The organism is Enterococcus sp. 7E2_DIV0204 (assembly GCF_002140855.1).
Lineage (GTDB): Bacteria > Bacillota > Bacilli > Lactobacillales > Enterococcaceae > Enterococcus_L > Enterococcus_L lemimoniae.
Map to the genome: position 1 here is coordinate 654475 of NZ_NGKY01000001.1, position 17155 is coordinate 671629.

A 17155-nucleotide genomic window follows, 5' to 3' on the forward strand; every position below is an offset into this window, starting at 1 on the left:
AAGGACTGTTTATTACTATGTATAAAGAAAAAATAGGACACGGACAAGCATCTGGAAAAATTATCCTGATGGGGGAACATTCTGTTGTTTACGGAGAACCAGCTATTGCGTTTCCTTTTCAAGAAACGTTTATAGCAACAACAGTTGAGCCTAGTACTGCCATGACATTAGATTGCCTTTACTTTTCAGGAAATCTTGCAGATGTTCCGTCACCATTAAAAAGTATCAAAGAAGCAGTCAACCAAACACTGATTGCTCTTCACCAAGAAAATACAACGTTAAAAATCACAATTACTAGTACGATTCCAGCCGAGCGTGGTATGGGTTCCAGTGCGGCAGCAGCGGTTTCGATCGTCCGTGCTTTATTTGATTACTTTGATGTAACATGCACCAAAGAGGTATTGTTGCCTTTAGTGAACCGGGCTGAAAAAATAGCTCATGGAAATCCCAGTGGCATTGATGCTGCAGCAACTAGTGGGAATGACTCCCTATTTTTCATAAAAGGACAGCCCTTAGAATCATTTCCAATGAATGTTTCCAATGCTTTTTTAATTGTTGCTGATACAGGTATCAAAGGCCAGACCAGAGCTGCCGTCAGCGATGTTGCGAAACTTTTTGAGCAGGATAAAGCTAAAATCGCACAACATATTACTGAGCTAGGCCGTTTGACTAGACTTGCCAAACAAGTCATTTTGGCAGATAATGTTTTAGCTTTAGGAAATAGTATGAACCAAGCACAAGAGCAACTTAAAGCATTAACTGTCAGTAATGAGCAATTAGACCGATTAGTTACAACAGCTCGTGAAAATGGTGCAATTGGTGCCAAACTAACAGGAGGCGGCCGTGGCGGTTGTATGATTTCTTTAGCTGAATCGAAAGAACAAGCGGAAAAAATCGCCGCTGCTTTAAAAAACACCGGTGCAGTAGCGACCTGGATTCAATCATTAGGAGTGAACAATTAATGTATGCTGGAAAAGCACGAGCCTATACAAACATCGCCTTGATCAAATATTGGGGCAAAAAAAATGAACAATTGATTTTACCAATGAATAACAGTCTTTCTTTGACCCTTGATGCTTTTTATACAGAAACTACGGTGATTTTTGATGAAACATTGACAAAAGATACATTTTTCTTAAATGACAAATTACAAAATCCTAAGCAAACAGCTAAAGTGTCAAAATTCTTAGACCTCGTCCGCGAGCAGTATAAATTAGCTTTATTTGCTAAAGTTGAAAGTCAAAATTTTGTCCCTACAGCCGCTGGCTTAGCCTCTTCAGCTAGCGGGTTAGCGGCTTTGGCCGGCGCCTGTAGCGAAGCTTTAAATCTACAATTAAATGAAACAGAGTTGTCCCGATTGGCCCGCCGTGGTTCAGGTTCAGCTTGTCGCAGTATTTTTGGTGGATTTGCTGAATGGCAAAAAGGGGACTCTGATCAAACCTCTTTTGCTCAAGCAATCCCTGCAGATGGTTGGGAAAATGATTTAGCGATGCTTTTTGTGTTAGTTGATGATGGTATCAAAGATATTTCTAGTCGCGATGGTATGAGACGAACTGTTGAAACATCAAGTTTTTATTCTGGTTGGCTAGAAACAATTGAAGCAGACTTAACAACTGCCAAACAAGCAATCGCCGCAAAAGATTTTAATAAACTTGGTGCAGTTACTGAAGCGAACGGATTGCGTATGCATGGTACAACCCTTGGAGCAGTACCACCATTTACCTACTGGTCGCCTGAAAGTTTAAACGTCATGCAATTAGTACGCACAGCACGAGAACAAGGTCTACCTTGCTACTTTACCATGGACGCTGGTCCAAACGTTAAAATTTTAGTTGAGAAAAAAAATCTGGCTGCATTAAAGAATATTTTAGCAGAACATTTTTCAGAGCAACAACTGATTACGGCTCATGCAGGACCAAAAATCACTTTGCTCCCTCTAGAAAGGTCGGAAGAATTATGATAGAAGTTTCCACACCTGGTAAGTTATTTATTGCTGGTGAATATGCAGTTGTTGAACCTGGGCATCCAGCGATCATCGTGGCAGTAGATCAATTCGTAACAGTCACTCTTGAATCTGCTGAAAATGTTGGTAGTATTCAATCAGCGCAATACAGTTCATTGCCTGTACGCTGGACCAGACGAAATAATGAACTCGTTCTTGATATTCGAGAAAATCCTTTTCATTATGTACTAGCGGCGATTCGTTTAACTGAAAAATATGCACAAGAACAACAAAAAGAACTTGCTTTTTACCATTTAAAAGTTACCAGTGAATTAGATAATTCAAATGGTCGAAAATACGGATTAGGTTCAAGCGGTGCTGTGACCGTCGCAACTGTCAAATCATTAAGCCTGTTCTATGATTTAGATCTATCTGAAGCAGAAATATTCAAACTTTCTGCATTAGCACATTTAGAAGTCCAAGGAAATGGTTCCTGTGGTGATATCGCTGCAAGTTGTTACGGTGGCTGGATCGCCTTTTCAACTTTTGATCATCAATGGGTCAACGATCAAGCTCAAAAACAAACACTGACGGCTCTGCTTCAAGCAACATGGCCTAAATTAATGATCAAACCTTTGACCGTTCCCAAAAAATTACGTCTTCTGATTGGTTGGACCGGCAGTCCGGCTTCTACTTCTGACTTAGTAGATCAAGTCAATCAATCAAAGGAAGTTCAAAAAAATGCGTATCAGAAATTTCTAGATGACAGTAAAACGTGTGTTGAGACAATGATTACAGGTTTCGACTCTGAAAATATTTCATTGATCCAAACCCAAATTCGGAAAAACCGACAGTTACTGCAACAACTAACATCGCTCACAGGTGTTACGATCGAAACGCCCGCTCTTAAAAAATTATGTAACTTAGCTCAGACTTGCGGCGGGGCTGCAAAATCATCTGGTGCTGGCGGTGGTGACTGTGGTATTGTGATTTTCAAACAAAAATCTGGCATTTTGCCGTTGATGAGCTCATGGGAAAAAGAAGGGATCACTCCTTTACCACTACATGTATATTTTTACGGAAAGCAGGAAAAAAATGAATCGAAAAGATGAACATATTTCTTTGGCAAAAGCTTTTCATAAAGAGAAAATGAATGACTTCGATCAAATTAAATTCATTCATCATTCATTTTCAGAAATAGCGCTGGACGAAGTTGATATTTCAACAACCTTTTTTGATTTTACCTTTAAACAACCGTTTTACATCAATGCCATGACTGGTGGTAGTGAACGGGCAAAAGATATCAACCAGCAATTAGGCATTATCGCTAGAGAAACTGGTGTCATGGTTGCGACAGGTTCAGTCAACGCAGCTTTAAAAAATCCTGGTTTAGCTGATACTTATCAAATCATGCGTAAGGAAAATCCTACTGGTGCGATCTGGGCCAATATTGGAGCTGGGCTTTCTTTAGATGAAGCGAAAAGAGCAGTCGATCTTTTTCAGGCGGATGGATTGCAAATCCACGTGAATGTTCCACAAGAGCTAGTCATGCCAGAAGGCGATCGTAATTTCCATGGTTGGTTGGATACTATTGAAGATATTGTCTCAAACCTATCCGTACCTGTAATCGTGAAAGAAGTTGGTTTTGGTATGAGTAGTGAAACGATTGAGCAATTAGTCTTGCGTGGCGTAAAAGCTGTTGATGTCAGTGGTCAAGGTGGTACTAGTTTTACCCAAATCGAAAATGCCCGTCGTAAAAAACGAGAGTTAGGCTTTTTAACTGACTGGGGCCAATCAACCGTCCTTTCCTTGTTAGAATCGATCAATTGGCAACGAGACTTGACTATTTTGGCTTCAGGTGGAGTGAGACAATCATTAGATATTGTTAAAGCTCTTAGTCTTGGTGCTAAAAGCGTAGGCATTGCGGGAACGATTTTAAACCAATTAATGAAAAATGGTGTTGATGACACCATCGCACTTGTTCAGCAATGGGAAGAAGAACTTAAAATGTTGTATACCTTGCTTGGGAAAAAGAGTACGAGTGACCTTACAACGACAGATATTATTTTTTCTGGTGAGATCATTCATTGGTGTGAAAGTCGTGGAATTGCTTATCAGCCGTTTGCTAAGAGGAGTAAATAAACGAAAAAGTGAGTGAGATATGACTTAAAGAGTCATGTCCCACTCACTTTAATTATTTCTAACTTGATTCAATATAACGTTTTCTTTAACATGTATAAATGGTGTTCATGAAATAACTTTTTCTCTATTGTTTCTAGAGACACCCAACGCATCGGTTCTGTTTCTAATGGCTCTGCAACCTTTTTAGCAAGCGTACAAGCATAAAAATAACCGATATTATGTTGCGATAAATCAGGATACTGTGGAGAAACCCAATGTTTTTCAGCTTTTCCAATAAATTCACCTATACTTAAATTAAAACCTATTTCTTCAAGCGCCTCTCTTTTTAAAGCTTCAATTGGAGCTTCACCATCATTACCCGATAGGCTCTTTCAGGATCTGAATTATCAAATAGCGTGTCCATATCTGTTGTAACGGTTTGTCAACACACACCATACTCATCTTCCATCCAACCACACGGCCATTCTTTGCCTTTGGCAGTAACAGCCTCCCATAGCTGATCGATTTCTGCCTGATCTTTACAATAGACATAAAATGACGTCCCCATTGTAAAGGTAAAATCATGTGCTTCTCCGCTATCCATCACCCTAAATGGTTGTCCATGCATTGTAAATAACGCTTGTGCGACAGTACCATCAGGATTTTTTTGGACATACTCAACCTGACCATCACCAAAGATTTCGATCCATTGATGCATTGCCTCTTCTGCTTTGCCAAATTGTGCTCCCACAAATAAAAAACTAGGTGTGATCGATTGTGGCGTTTCCGCTAAAACTAACTGCCATGAAACACCATATTGATCTTTCAGCCAACCATATTTCTTGCTGAACGGGTATTCCCCAAATTCCATCAATACTTCCCCATTATGACTTAATGTTTCCCATAGCTTGTCGATTTGTGCTTCTGTCTCACATTCTACAAAGAACGAAATTGCTGGTGTTAGGCTAAATTCAGGCCCCCCATTTAATATAATAACTTCTTGCCCTGCTAAGGTTGTCGTCACAGTTAAAACAGAACCTTTGGGTTGATGTTCACTATCCACATAGTAATCGACTTTATCGATGTTACTCTCTTCAAACGCATTGACATAAAATTCAGCAGCTTCTTCAACTTTTCCATCAAACCATAAACATGGAGAAATTTAGACATCTTGGATCATCCTTTCTTGATAAAACTGATTTTCGCGGTCTTTTCAACTAGATCTGTTCTGTCTTTTATTATAATAGAAGCTTTAGCTGTTTTAAAAATATTCTTGTCTTTTTTGTCACCCTTTGAAATTATACAGTGGTCGAATCACTTCTTGAATAATCATTGTTTCTTTGACGTCTTCCATTAGTTGTTTCTTTGGCTTATACGCTTTGGGTGCTTCATCGATCGTTTTCTTTGAAACAGAGGTCGTCCAGACATGTTTCATAGCATGCTGATAACTTTCTAAGCTGATTTTTGCCTTGGCTTGTGAGCGACTCAATAGTCTTCCTGCGCCATGAGGACCTGATTGATTCCAATCTTGATTGCCAATGCCTGTCGCTAAAATACTACCATCTTTCATATTCAAGGGTACGATGATTTTTTCACCAAGCTTGGCAGAGACAGCCCCTTTTCTCAGAAGGTTGTTTTCTAAATCAATATAGTTATGAGGACAATCAAACGATTCTATGACAGCTTTTTTCCATTTCATGCCTTTAAGAATTGTTTCAGCCATGATTTTACGGTTCATAGCGGCATATGCTTGCGCAATTTTCATATCTTCTAGGTAGTTCGTTAAATCATCTGCGGTTACATACGATAGCTCATAGGGCATTTTTACTGATTCTCGTGCTAATTGTAGTTCATGAGCTCTTTCAGTATCACCCTTTTGTTTCGCGTGAGTTGCAGCTATTTTTAAAGCTTTTCTTTGTTGTGATAACTTTTGATAGGCTACTTCTTGATGATATTCAGCGATTTCTTTGCCTAAAACACGACTGCCGCTATGGATCACTAAATATAAACCATCTGTTCCTTCGTTCACTTCAATAAAATGATTGCCACCACCAAGTGTCCCTAAACTTCTTAAAGCCCAACCTTTGTGGATCGGCGCATGGATATTTCCTAGTTCAAACTCATGTTGTTTTTTATCATGTGACTTAGAACCACTAGGGATTCTGGTACGAATGATTCGATCTAATTTATCAAAATTTGTTTTAATCGATTTGTTTAATTTCACAACATGCAAGCCACAGCCGATATCAACTCCAACTAAATTAGGAACTACTTTGTCTTTGATCGTCATCGTTGTGCCAATCACACACCCTGAGCCGCTATGAGTATCCGGCATGATTCTGATTTGACTTTCTTTAGCAAATTCTTGATTACATAAAGACATAATTTGTCCGATCGTATTATCATCTAACATGTCTGTGAATACTTGTGCTTCGTTATATTTCCCTTTAATTGTTAACATTCTGATTCCTCGTTCTCTTTTTATTGTCTGGAATGCAAAATGTCGGCCGCATTCCTTAGCCGCTTTGTTTGTTTCCTTTTCTTCCACTCATTGGATTCACCTCCATAAAATTTCAGCAAAAAACCGCCAATCAAAAAATGATTGACGGTTATCTATCTAAGAACTTAACTTAAATAGCTCTATATACCGAAAGAGAGCAAAAATAACTTTTGCCATTGCTTCAATATAAGATAACGCTCCACAACCCATTTCTGACTTTTACATATTTTGAATTGACTCATTGTCATTTCGCTCCCTCCTTTCTTCTTTGTTTATGGTAGCATTTCATAATTTACTTTGTCAATAGACAATTTTATTCATTACGCCAGCTATTTATATCTTCTTTAATCAAATAATTTTCTGAAATTCACTTGGTTTTTAACTCTTTTATATCCTTGATGTTCGTAAAATTTATGCGCTTTCGTTCTTTCAACACCTGAATTTAAGCGAATACCTTCAGCATTGTTTTCTTTTGCCCACAGTTCGGCATGATTCAGTAATGATTTGCCTATCCCTTGACCATGAATATCTTCATTTACAACAAGCGCCATAACATTCATCAGTTTGGGACCATAAGTACAAACATATTCACTTAACTGAATATAACCAACTACTTTTTCATCTATAACGCTTACAAATAATTGATTCGTTGGCGAAGATACTAAATAGATCAATTGTCTTTTAGCATCTTCTAGTGGATATTCATGATTTAACGGGTACGTATTTAACTGATTGATTGCTTTGGCATCTTCTAGTTTTGCTGCTCTAATAATCATTTCGTCTCACTCCTTCGCATTCTTAGTTTTTATTATACTGCTAAATAAAAAAAGAAGAGCAACTTTTCAGCTACTCTTCTCAATTTATTCAATTAACCATTGTAGGCATCAATGATGATTTGTTTCAATTCACTGATCAACGGTTCTTTTGGATTTGCTGTTGTACATTGATCTTCATACGCTAATTCTGCCATGTGATCAACAGTTGAATCAAGAATTTCTTGTGTCACACCTTGTGCTTTCAAGTTCATGTCGATTCCAACAGATACACCTAAATCGTAAACAGCTGTTGCTAATGCATCCACTAATTCTGCTGTATTTTTTCCTTTAAGACCTAAGAATTTCGCAATATCAGCGTAATCTGTGTCTGCACGGAAGTAATCATATTTAGGGAACATTGCATGTTTTGAAGGATCTTTGGCATTGTAACGGATGATATGCGGTAATAAAATCGCATTTGTACGTCCGTGAGGAATCCCATATTCTCCACCAATTTTATGTGCTACTGAGTGACAAATTCCTAAGAATGCGTTGGCAAAAGCCATACCAGCCATTGTTGATGCATTATGCATTTTTTCACGACTTTCAGCATCTGGACGTTTCACTGAGTTTTCTAAGTGTTCAAAAACTAATTTGATTGCTTGTAAGCTTAATCCACGTGTGTAATCAGAAGCCATAACTGAAACGTAAGACTCGATTGCATGTGTTAAGACATCCATACCAGTATCCGCTGTTACAGAAGCTGGAACTGACATTACAAATTGAGGATCAATGATCGCAACATCTGGTGTCAATGCATAATCTGCTAATGGGTATTTAACGTGTGTTTCGCTATCTGTAATAACCGCAAATGGCGTTACTTCTGAACCCGTACCTGATGTTGTCGGGATACATACAAATTGTGTTTTAACTGCCTTTTCAATTTTATACGTACGTTTACGGATATCTAAGAATTTTTGTTTAGCGCCAAAGAATTCTGTATCTGGGTGTTCGTAGAACATCCACATTCCTTTAGCAGCATCCATTGCAGATCCCCCACCTAAAGCGATGATCGTATCTGGTTTAAAATCAACCATGACTTTTGTTCCAGCATAGACTGTGTTTGTAGATGGATTTGGTTCTACAGCTGAGAATACTTCGATTTGAACATCATTTTTACGTTTTTGTAATTCTTTACGAACAGTATCCGCATAACCGAATTGAACCATTCCTGGGTCACAAACGATCATGACACGTTCAACGTTTTCCATTTTTTGTAAATATTGTAATGAATTTTTTTCAAAGAAAATTTTTGGCGGTAATTTAAACCATTGCATATTATTTCTCCGTTTCGCTACAGTTTTGACGTTGATCAAGTTAACAGCAGATACGTTTTTAGAGACTGAATTTTTACCGTAAGATCCACAGCCTAATGTTAATGAAGGAATCATTTCGTTATAAATATTACCAATTCCGCCTTCAGCAGATGGAGAGTTTACTAAGATACGGCAAGCTTTCATGCGTAACCCAAATTTCACTTGTAGGTCTTCATCTTCTGTATGGATTACTGCTGTATGTCCTAAGCCACCTAATTCAAGCATTGCTTCACATAAATCAAAAGCATGATCTGTATTTTTTGCTTTCATCATCGCAAGAACTGGAGATAATTTTTCACGAGAAAGTGGGTATTCAGCTCCTGCTCCTTCAAGTTCAGCAATTAGAATTTTCGTTCCTTTTGGTACTTTGATTCCAGCGAGTTCTGCGATATGTTCAGCAGAGTACCCAACGATTGCTGGATTAACAGCATATTTTCCTTCGTTCATCACGGCATCTTCCAGTTTTTGTAATTCGTTTGGTTTAACGAAGTACACTTGATGTGCTTCAAATTCAGCTTTTACTGCTGCATAAACTTCTTTATCTACAATCACAGCTTGTTCAGAAGCACAGATCATACCATTATCGAATGATTTAGAAACGATCAAATCATTTACTGCACGTTTGATTTTTGCTGTTTTTTCAATATATGAAGGAACATTCCCTGGTCCAACACCTAAGGCTGGCTTACCAGTTGAGTAAGCTGATTTAACCATAGCACTACCACCAGTAGCTAAAACAATGGCAATTCCAGGATGATTCATCAAACCTGATGTCGCTTCTAATGAAGGTTGCTCGATCCATTGTACACAGTTTTCAGGAGCACCTGCTTTGATGGCTGCATCACGAACGATACGAGCAGCTTCTGCAGAACATTTTTGCGCACTTGGGTGAAACGCGAATACGATCGGGTTACGTGTTTTAATTGAAATCAAGGCTTTAAAAATAGTTGTTGATGTTGGATTCGTTGTTGGTGTTACCCCACAAACTACACCAACTGGTTCAGCGATTTCAATCAATCCTGTTTGGTCATCTTTATTGATTACACCGACTGTTTTATCATGTTTAATGCTGTTCCAAATATATTCAGAAGCGTACATATTTTTAATTGCTTTATCTTCGTAAATCCCACGGCCTGTTTCTTCAACAGCCATTTTTGCTAAAGGCATATGTTGGTCTAATGCCGCCATTGCCATTTGGTGCACAATGTGGTCAACTTTTTCTTGATCGAAGTCTTCCATTTCTTTTAAAGCAACATTTGCTTTTTTTGCCAACTCGTCGATCATCGCTGATACATCAGTTGTTTTGGTATCTTCTTTCTTCATTGTTTTAGCCATTGTGATCCTCCTAAAAAAATATATAATTTATTTTTATTTGTTAACTATTTCACATACACATCATACAACATTATTTTTTTCTTGTAAATAGTTTTATTGTGATTTTCTTCACATTTAACAACTTTTTTATCCATTTTTTCAAGTAAGCGCTTTTTATTATACAAAAAGAAAAAAAGAATCTATTCTTCATTAGAATAGATCCGTTAGGTCTTGCCAATCTTTGATTGTCAGACTACTTGTTTGTGCAATTAATTGCTGGTAATCGAAAAATTCGTTTGGCTCAATATGTAAAATGTCTTCTCGACACGCTTTGATCGATGGTGGAGCTTGCTTTTTCCAACGATAAGAAACAAGATAGTTCATCAATTCTGTCTCGTTAACTGATGAATAACCAAGCTGTTGAAAAGTGTGGCATTTTATTTTTAATTCTTTTTTTAATAAGAATTTTTGGTGCCAAGATAACTTTTCGATGGTTCTCGCCCTCTTTCTAAAACCTATAAGCCTAAATAGATTTAGAAAGAAAAAATTCCAGCAAGCTGGAATTTATTCTTTCGTTTCATCGTTATCAGAAGTTGTTGTTGGCTCTTCAACAACTGTTTCTTCTGTCTCAACAACTGTAACGTCACTGTCATTTGTAACCACAGTACCTGGTTTTACAGTTTTGATTGCTGCACGATCAAATTCAAGGATGATTCCTTCACAATCGATCAATACAGTTTTTTTGTCATTGTCGATTTCAGAGATCACACCATGTAATCCACCAATCGTTACAATATTATCGCCCACTTTCATTGCTTCTAAAAGTGATTGACGTTCATTTTGTTGTTTCTTTTGGGAACGTGTCATAAAAAACATCATTCCAGCTAAAAGAATTAATGGTAAAATAAACGAAAGTCCTCCGCCCATTATCTATTCACCTCTCTATCCTATATTCACTAGTTTACTGTAACAAAATTTCGTGTACAACACTAGTCTTTTGATTATTTTTTTAGAAACTTTTCGCATTCTTTTTGTTAAACCCATATTCTTCAAAAAATGCTTGTCTAAATTCTAGTAGATTGTCATCCATGATCGCTTGACGGACTTGTTTCATCAAATTCAATAGGAAATACAAGTTATGATAAGAAGTTAAACGTATACCAAATGTTTCATCCGCTTTGATCAAGTGACGGATATAAGCACGAGTATAATTTTTACACGTATAGCAATCACATTTCTCATCTAGCGGACGGAAATCTCTTGCGTACTGCGCATTTTTAACGACAAGTCGACCTTTAGAGGTCATACAAGTCCCATTTCTGGCAATTCTCGTCGGCAATACACAGTCAAACATATCAATCCCACGAATGACCCCATCAATCAACGAATCAGCTGTTCCAACTCCCATTAGGTATCTTGGCTTATTGTCAGGAATCAAAGGCGTTGTAAAGTCCAAAACACGATTCATCTCAGCTTTTGGTTCACCAACAGATAAACCACCGATCGAATAGCCGGGAAAATCCATACTGATCAAATCTTTGGCACTTTGGCGTCGTAGATCTTCAAATCCAGCACCTTGAATGATGCCAAATAATCCTTGACGATCTGGGTTGGCGTGAGCTTTCAATCCACGTTCTGCCCAGCGTGACGTACGCTCAATTGATTTTTTCACATAATCATAGCTTTCATCAAACGGCGGACACTCATCGAAACTCATCATAATATCAGAGCCTAGATTATTTTGAATATTGATTGCTTTTTCTGGAGAAAGGAATAATTTAGACCCATTCAAATGATGTCTAAAATGAACCCCTTCCTCTGTGATTTTACGCATATCACTTAACGAGAATACTTGGAAACCGCCAGAATCTGTTAAAATCGGTTGGTCCCAATTCATAAATTTATGTAAGCCGCCAGCTTCTGCAATTAGATCATCGCCGGGACGTAGCCATAAATGATAAGTATTGCTCAAAATCACTCCGGCTCCCATTTCTTTTAAGTCCTCTGGTGACATGGTTTTTACTGTCGCTAACGTTCCTACAGGCATAAACATTGGTGTTGGAAATGTTCCGTGGGGGGTGATGATCTCCCCTAAACGGGCACCAGTATGTTTTTCTTTCTTTATTAAACGATAACGAATGGCTGGTTCTGTCATTCATTCTCCTACTTTCTTTTGCAAATTTACACTTTCCTCATCATACTTTTTTTTGTTCGTATTTGCAAGGTTTTGCAGGCTTTCTTTAGGATATCCTTAGACAAATGAAACGCCTCTCTCTTCGATTATCAGCATTGTGCCTCGTCAGCTCGGCAAGCAGTTGCTGTGATTTACAATAAAAGGAGCTTAGATAAAAAAATATCCAGCTCCAAGGTTTTTAACGGCTCTTATTTATCGCTCATTGCTGTTTCAAGTTCCATCATTGCTGTTTTCACAATTTCAGGCGTAATCTTTTCTTTTATATAATGAATGGTTTCATGCGACTCAGCAGCACGTTCAGCAACGCGCTGATAATCATCCTCTGATAAATACATATTCATCTCTTTTAAAGAAATTGGTAAGTCAAGACTGTGATAAAATGGAATTAGTTGTTCGATTTCTGACCATTTATTTTCGATCACTAACTGGACAAAAACACCGTAAGCCACTTTATTGCCATGTAGCTGGTGGTGACTTTCAGGTAAAATCGTCAATGCATCATGAATTGAATGTGCCCCAGCAGTCCGCCCATAATCATCACCAAAGCCACCAACCATTCCGCCAAGTAAGATATTCGTCTCCACTACATTTAAAAAAGCTTGATTGATTTTTTTCTGCTTCATAGCAACAAGCGCCTCTTGACTGTCAGCCAGTAAAACATCTCGACATTTTTTGGCTGCAAAAGCAGAAACCTGGATTTCGATTGGCTGTACCGCTAATTGAGAAATCATCGCATCTGCTTCGTACCATTTAGCCACAGTATCACCAATACCTGCGATCATCAACTCAATAGGTGAATCAAGAATAACTTTAGGTTCGATCAAAACTAATGCATTACTTTGAGCAAATACATCATAGCGATCCATAGAACCATCAGTTTTATAGATCACACTTAGTGGTGTATACGCCGCACATGTTGCCGCTAATGTCGGTAAAATCAAGATAGGTGTATTACATTGGTTTGCCACCGCTTTACCTAAATCCGCAATTTTCCCGCCACCAACTGCGATAATTCCTTCTAACCCTTCTTGTTCAAATAGTTGTTTCAATTCATCTGTCTTCTCATCTGTGCAGGCACCACCATAATCTACAAACTGTGCATCAATATTCACTAATGTAGGAAAATAGGATTTGGCTGCTGCCCAAGAAGCTTGCCCATGTAAAATCATAACACGTTTAAGCTTTCTTCTATTTAAATGTTCTTCTAAATCATCCCAAGCACCAACACGGCATTCATACTCCTGTGGCGCTCCTCTAACTATCAATGATTGATTCATCTGTCTCAACCTTTCATTTTTTACTTATTTTTATGCAAAAGCAAAATTTTTTAACTTCTTGATAAAATTCACTTTTCCTTTCCCTTAATCTATGATATGATAAAACACATCCGAAAACAATAAATTTTTATACATATATACACGTTTTTTAGAATATTTATTGAAAAATACAACAATTGAATCTACTTGATCGTTATCATTCTATCATAAAGGAGAAGAACAAATGAAACTATGTAAAAAAACCTTAGCCATTATTATTCCCATATTACTGGTATTACTCACTTTTCTACCAGTAACAACCGCTCTAGCCGAAGAACCCGATCCTGTCTACGACAGTATCATGAAACGTGGTGAATTGATTGTTGGACTATCTGCTGACTATGCACCGTATGAATTCCATGCAGACGTTGATGGCAAAGACCAAGTCGTTGGTTTTGACATCTCAATCGCACAAAAAATCGCCGATGATCTAGGTGTTAAATTGAAAATTGAAGAACTGGGTTTTGATGCATTATTAGGTGCATTAAAAACTGGTAAAATCGATCTAATTATTTCAGGCATGGCGCCCACACCTGAACGTCTCCAAGAAGTTAATTTTTCAACACCGTATATGACCGTTCAGCAAAAAGTTGTTGTTAGAAAAGACGACCAAGATCTATTCCAATCAACAAAAGATTTTGATGGGGTAAAAGTTGGTGTTCAAAAGCAAACCACTCAAGAAGAGCTGGCAAAAACAGAATTAGTCGGTTCGGTTCCGACCTCTTTACAAAAAGTACCCGACATCATCATGAACTTAAAAAATAAAAAAGTTGATGCTGCAGTTTTAGAAGGTCCAGTTGCTGAAGCTTATGTCGATCGTGATAAAGCCTTAACCTTTGCTGATGTTACGTTTGAACAAGGACAAAAAGATGCAGCGGTAGCCATTCCTAAAAATGCTCCTGTTTTAGAACAAAAAGTCAACGCTTCGATCAAAACGATCAATGACAATAATTTATTAGATGGTTATAAAAAAGAAGCCGGTAAATTGATGTTTACAGATGATCAAAGCTTCCTTGGTAAATATGGTAAATTCTATATCAGTGGTGCTGGCTATACGATTTTCTTAGCCTTTATGGGTGTATTATTTGGTGCCATACTTGGTGGTTTACTAGCCTTAATGAAACTTTCTAAATCTAAAATTTTACGTGGTATTGCGATTTGCTACATTGAGTATGTTCGTGGAACACCTTTATTAGTCCAAATATTTATTGTTTATTTTGGTACAGGCGTATTGGGTCTTGATTTATCAAAAATCGCTGCTGGTTGTATCGCTCTTGCATTAAATAGTGGTGCTTATGTTGCTGAAATCGTTCGTGCTGGAATCAACGCTGTTAATAAAGGACAATTAGAAGCAGCTCGTTCTCTCGGTATGAATCAACCACAAGCCATGCGCTACATTATTTTACCGCAAGCAATCAAAAATATCTTACCTGCACTAGGGAATGAATTTGTAACAGTAATTAAAGAATCTTCTGTTGTTTCTGTTATTGGGGTTTCAGAATTGATTTTCCAAGCCGGCAATGTTCAAGGCGCCAGCTTTAAACCATTCTTACCTTATCTAGTGGTATCATTGATTTACTTTGTTTTAACCTTTACCATTTCTCGCCTACTAGGTGTTGCTGAAAGGAGAATGAGTACTAGTGATTAATATTAAAAACTTGCACAAAACCTTCGGAAAAAATGAAGTCTTAAAAGGCATTGATTTAGATGTAAACGCTGGTGAGGTTGTCGTGATCATCGGCCCTTCCGGTAGCGGAAAAAGTACTTTCTTACGTTGTTTAAACCTATTGGAACAACCAACTGACGGAACAATTGAATTTGAAGGAAAAAATTTATTAGATAAAGATACTGACATTGATGCACTTCGTCAAAAAATGGGCATGGTATTTCAAAATTTCAATCTGTTTCCTCATAAAACAGTTTTAGATAATTTGACAATCAGTCCCATCAAAGTCAAAAAGGAAACCCCAGAAGCAGCTAAAGAAAAAGCTCTGGCTTTATTAGAACAAGTGGGTTTGAAAGATAAAGCTGCTAGCTACCCTTCCAGTTTATCTGGTGGACAACAACAACGGGTAGCCATCGCTCGAGCACTAGCGATGAATCCTGATGTAATGCTTTTTGATGAACCAACTTCTGCACTAGATCCCGAAATGGTTGGTGAAGTTTTAGCCGTTATGAAAGCTTTGGCCGTTGAGGGGATGACAATGGTTGTCGTAACACATGAAATGGGCTTCGCCCGTGAAGTTGCCGATCGTGTGATTTTCATGGATGCTGGAATCATACAAGAAGAAGGCACCCCAGAAGAAATTTTCGGTCAACCTAAAAATCCTAGAACACAAGATTTTTTAAGAAAAGTGTTGTAAAAACTACAAGAGGGCAAAGTAAGTAGAAAAACTTACTTTGCCCTCTTAAAAAAATAGTATAGAATGAAGTTAAGCAACAAGTAATTGGAGGTAACAAAATGGATCGACTAAATATTTCAAAGAAACATCAACAACCTGCTGAAAATATCTTAATGGATATTGCCACTTTAGCAAAACAAGTACCTGATTTACTGGACCTATCGATCGGCGATCCCGACTTGATTACAGATGAACGAATTATTAATGCCGCTTTTACAGATGTTAAAAATGGACACACAAAATATACCGCTTCTGGCGGGAGTCAGGAATTTATCGATACTGTTATTGCCTTTTATCGGAAACAATATGGTTTATCTTTTAAACCTGATCAAGTTCGAGCAACTGTTGGTGCTTTACATGGCATGTATTTAACATTACAAGTATTGTTAGATCCTGAAGACGAAGTCATTATTCATGAACCTTATTTTTCACCCTACAAAGATCAAGTGATTTTTGCTGGTGGTAAACCAGTATTTATTCCAACTTATGAAGAGGATGGTTTTCAAATCAATATTGATGTTTTGAAAGCTGCCATCACGGATAAAACAAAAGCGATTATTATCAATTCACCAAACAATCCTACTGGAGCCGTTTTTTCTCCTGAAACATTTAAAGCGATTGCTGAATTGGCGATCAAACACGATTTTTATATTCTTTCAGATGAAGTGTATGAAGCATTTTGCTTTTATGATGATTTTGTCCCAATGGCTACTTTTGCACCTGACAATACGATTACATTCAGTAGCTTCTCTAAAGCATTTGCAATGACTGGCTGGCGGATCGGCTATATGATTGCACCTGACTATATCAACAATGCCGCAAAATTGATCAATGAAAGTATCACTTATTCGGCTCCAAGCCCTTCTCAACAAGGAGGTATTTACGCATTAAAGCATGCTGAATCTTTGATACCAACTGTAGTCTCTGTATTCAAAGAACGACTAGAGTACTTAGAACAACGTATTGCGAAAATCCCTTTTCTTTCACTACATCCAGTCAAAGGGAGCATGTATGCATTTATCAACATTTCTAAAACAGGGTTGACCTCTGTACCTTTTGTTGAAACAGTTTTGAAAGAAACCAATGTGTTAATGATTCCCGGAAAAGCCTTTGGCGAGACAACTGGTGATGATTATGTCCGTTTAGCTGCAACACAAAATATTGATACTTTGAAGGAAGCATTTAATCGAATTGAAAAAATGACTTTTTAAATTAAAATAGTTTTGCTACTTCCA

Annotated in this window: 16 protein-coding genes; 7 read left to right on the forward strand and 9 right to left on the reverse strand. The window is 37.6% G+C overall.

Annotated features, from left to right (window positions below; genetic code table 11):
- Positions 1-17: 17 nt before the first annotated feature.
- Genes mvk through fni form a run of 4 tightly spaced genes read left to right on the forward strand, consistent with a single transcriptional unit; the run spans position 18 to position 4084 of the window.
- Entirely contained in the window at positions 18-962 is a 945-nt protein-coding gene (mvk, locus tag A5819_RS03170; protein WP_086279800.1) for a mevalonate kinase, read from the forward strand.
- On the forward strand, positions 962-1960 hold the full coding sequence (gene mvaD, locus A5819_RS03175) for a diphosphomevalonate decarboxylase (RefSeq protein ID WP_086279797.1): 999 nt from the start codon (positions 962-964) through the stop codon (positions 1958-1960). Before mvk ends, mvaD begins: the two co-directional genes overlap by 1 nt.
- Positions 1957-3054: a phosphomevalonate kinase gene (locus A5819_RS03180; protein ID WP_086279794.1), complete on the forward strand. Its 1098-nt coding sequence runs from the start codon at positions 1957-1959 to the stop codon at positions 3052-3054. Before mvaD ends, A5819_RS03180 begins: the two co-directional genes overlap by 4 nt.
- Entirely contained in the window at positions 3038-4084 is a 1047-nt protein-coding gene (gene fni / locus A5819_RS03185; protein ID WP_086279793.1) for a type 2 isopentenyl-diphosphate Delta-isomerase, read from the forward strand. The genes A5819_RS03180 and fni overlap by 17 nt, the downstream gene beginning before the upstream one ends.
- Before the next feature lie 68 nt (positions 4085-4152).
- Here the strand turns inward: fni and A5819_RS20055 are convergent, their stop codons facing one another.
- The 9 genes from A5819_RS20055 to A5819_RS03230 all read right to left on the reverse strand — a co-directional run bounded on the left by A5819_RS20055 (position 4153) and on the right by A5819_RS03230 (position 13479).
- Positions 4153-4422: an NUDIX domain-containing protein gene (locus tag A5819_RS20055; RefSeq protein ID WP_086279790.1), complete on the reverse strand. Its 270-nt coding sequence runs from the start codon at positions 4420-4422 to the stop codon at positions 4153-4155.
- Between the two features lie 83 nt (positions 4423-4505).
- Positions 4506-5225, reverse strand: coding sequence for a VOC family protein (locus A5819_RS03195; protein WP_254907293.1), 720 nt, complete (start codon positions 5223-5225; stop codon positions 4506-4508).
- A 123-nt stretch (positions 5226-5348) separates the two neighbouring features.
- Positions 5349-6524 carry an RtcB family protein gene (locus A5819_RS03200; protein ID WP_086281400.1) on the reverse strand — a complete coding sequence of 392 codons (1176 nt, stop codon included), beginning with the start codon at positions 6522-6524 and terminating at the stop codon, positions 5349-5351.
- A 383-nt stretch (positions 6525-6907) separates the two neighbouring features.
- Positions 6908-7339, reverse strand: a complete 432-nt coding sequence (locus A5819_RS03205) for a GNAT family N-acetyltransferase (RefSeq protein ID WP_086279787.1) — start codon at positions 7337-7339, stop codon at positions 6908-6910.
- Between the two features lie 92 nt (positions 7340-7431).
- The gene (adhE, locus tag A5819_RS03210) at positions 7432-10029 is read right to left on the reverse strand and encodes a bifunctional acetaldehyde-CoA/alcohol dehydrogenase (RefSeq protein ID WP_086279783.1); all 2598 of its coding nucleotides are present in this window, start codon (positions 10027-10029) and stop codon (positions 7432-7434) included.
- Positions 10030-10218: 189 nt separating this feature from the next.
- Entirely contained in the window at positions 10219-10527 is a 309-nt protein-coding gene (locus A5819_RS03215; RefSeq protein WP_086279781.1) for a post-transcriptional regulator, read from the reverse strand.
- Between the two features lie 45 nt (positions 10528-10572).
- Positions 10573-10935, reverse strand: coding sequence for a preprotein translocase subunit YajC (gene yajC / locus A5819_RS03220; RefSeq protein ID WP_086279778.1), 363 nt, complete (start codon positions 10933-10935; stop codon positions 10573-10575).
- 82 nt (positions 10936-11017) lie between these two features.
- Entirely contained in the window at positions 11018-12163 is a 1146-nt protein-coding gene (gene tgt, locus A5819_RS03225) for a tRNA guanosine(34) transglycosylase Tgt (RefSeq protein ID WP_086279775.1), read from the reverse strand.
- Positions 12164-12390: 227 nt separating this feature from the next.
- Positions 12391-13479: an iron-containing alcohol dehydrogenase family protein gene (locus A5819_RS03230; RefSeq protein WP_086279772.1), complete on the reverse strand. Its 1089-nt coding sequence runs from the start codon at positions 13477-13479 to the stop codon at positions 12391-12393.
- A 223-nt stretch (positions 13480-13702) separates the two neighbouring features.
- On the opposite strand from A5819_RS03230, the gene A5819_RS03235 reads away from it, so the two are divergent.
- The 3 genes from A5819_RS03235 (at position 13703) to A5819_RS03245 (ending at position 17131) form a co-directional block, all read left to right on the forward strand.
- Complete coding sequence (locus tag A5819_RS03235) at positions 13703-15166, forward strand: ABC transporter substrate-binding protein/permease (RefSeq protein WP_086279769.1); 1464 nt, start codon at positions 13703-13705, stop codon at positions 15164-15166.
- Entirely contained in the window at positions 15159-15881 is a 723-nt protein-coding gene (locus A5819_RS03240; RefSeq protein ID WP_086279766.1) for an amino acid ABC transporter ATP-binding protein, read from the forward strand. The genes A5819_RS03235 and A5819_RS03240 overlap by 8 nt, the downstream gene beginning before the upstream one ends.
- 98 nt (positions 15882-15979) lie before the next feature.
- A complete protein-coding gene (locus A5819_RS03245) occupies positions 15980-17131 on the forward strand; it encodes a pyridoxal phosphate-dependent aminotransferase (protein WP_086279763.1) in 1152 nt (383 codons plus the stop codon).
- Positions 17132-17155: the final 24 nt, after the last annotated feature.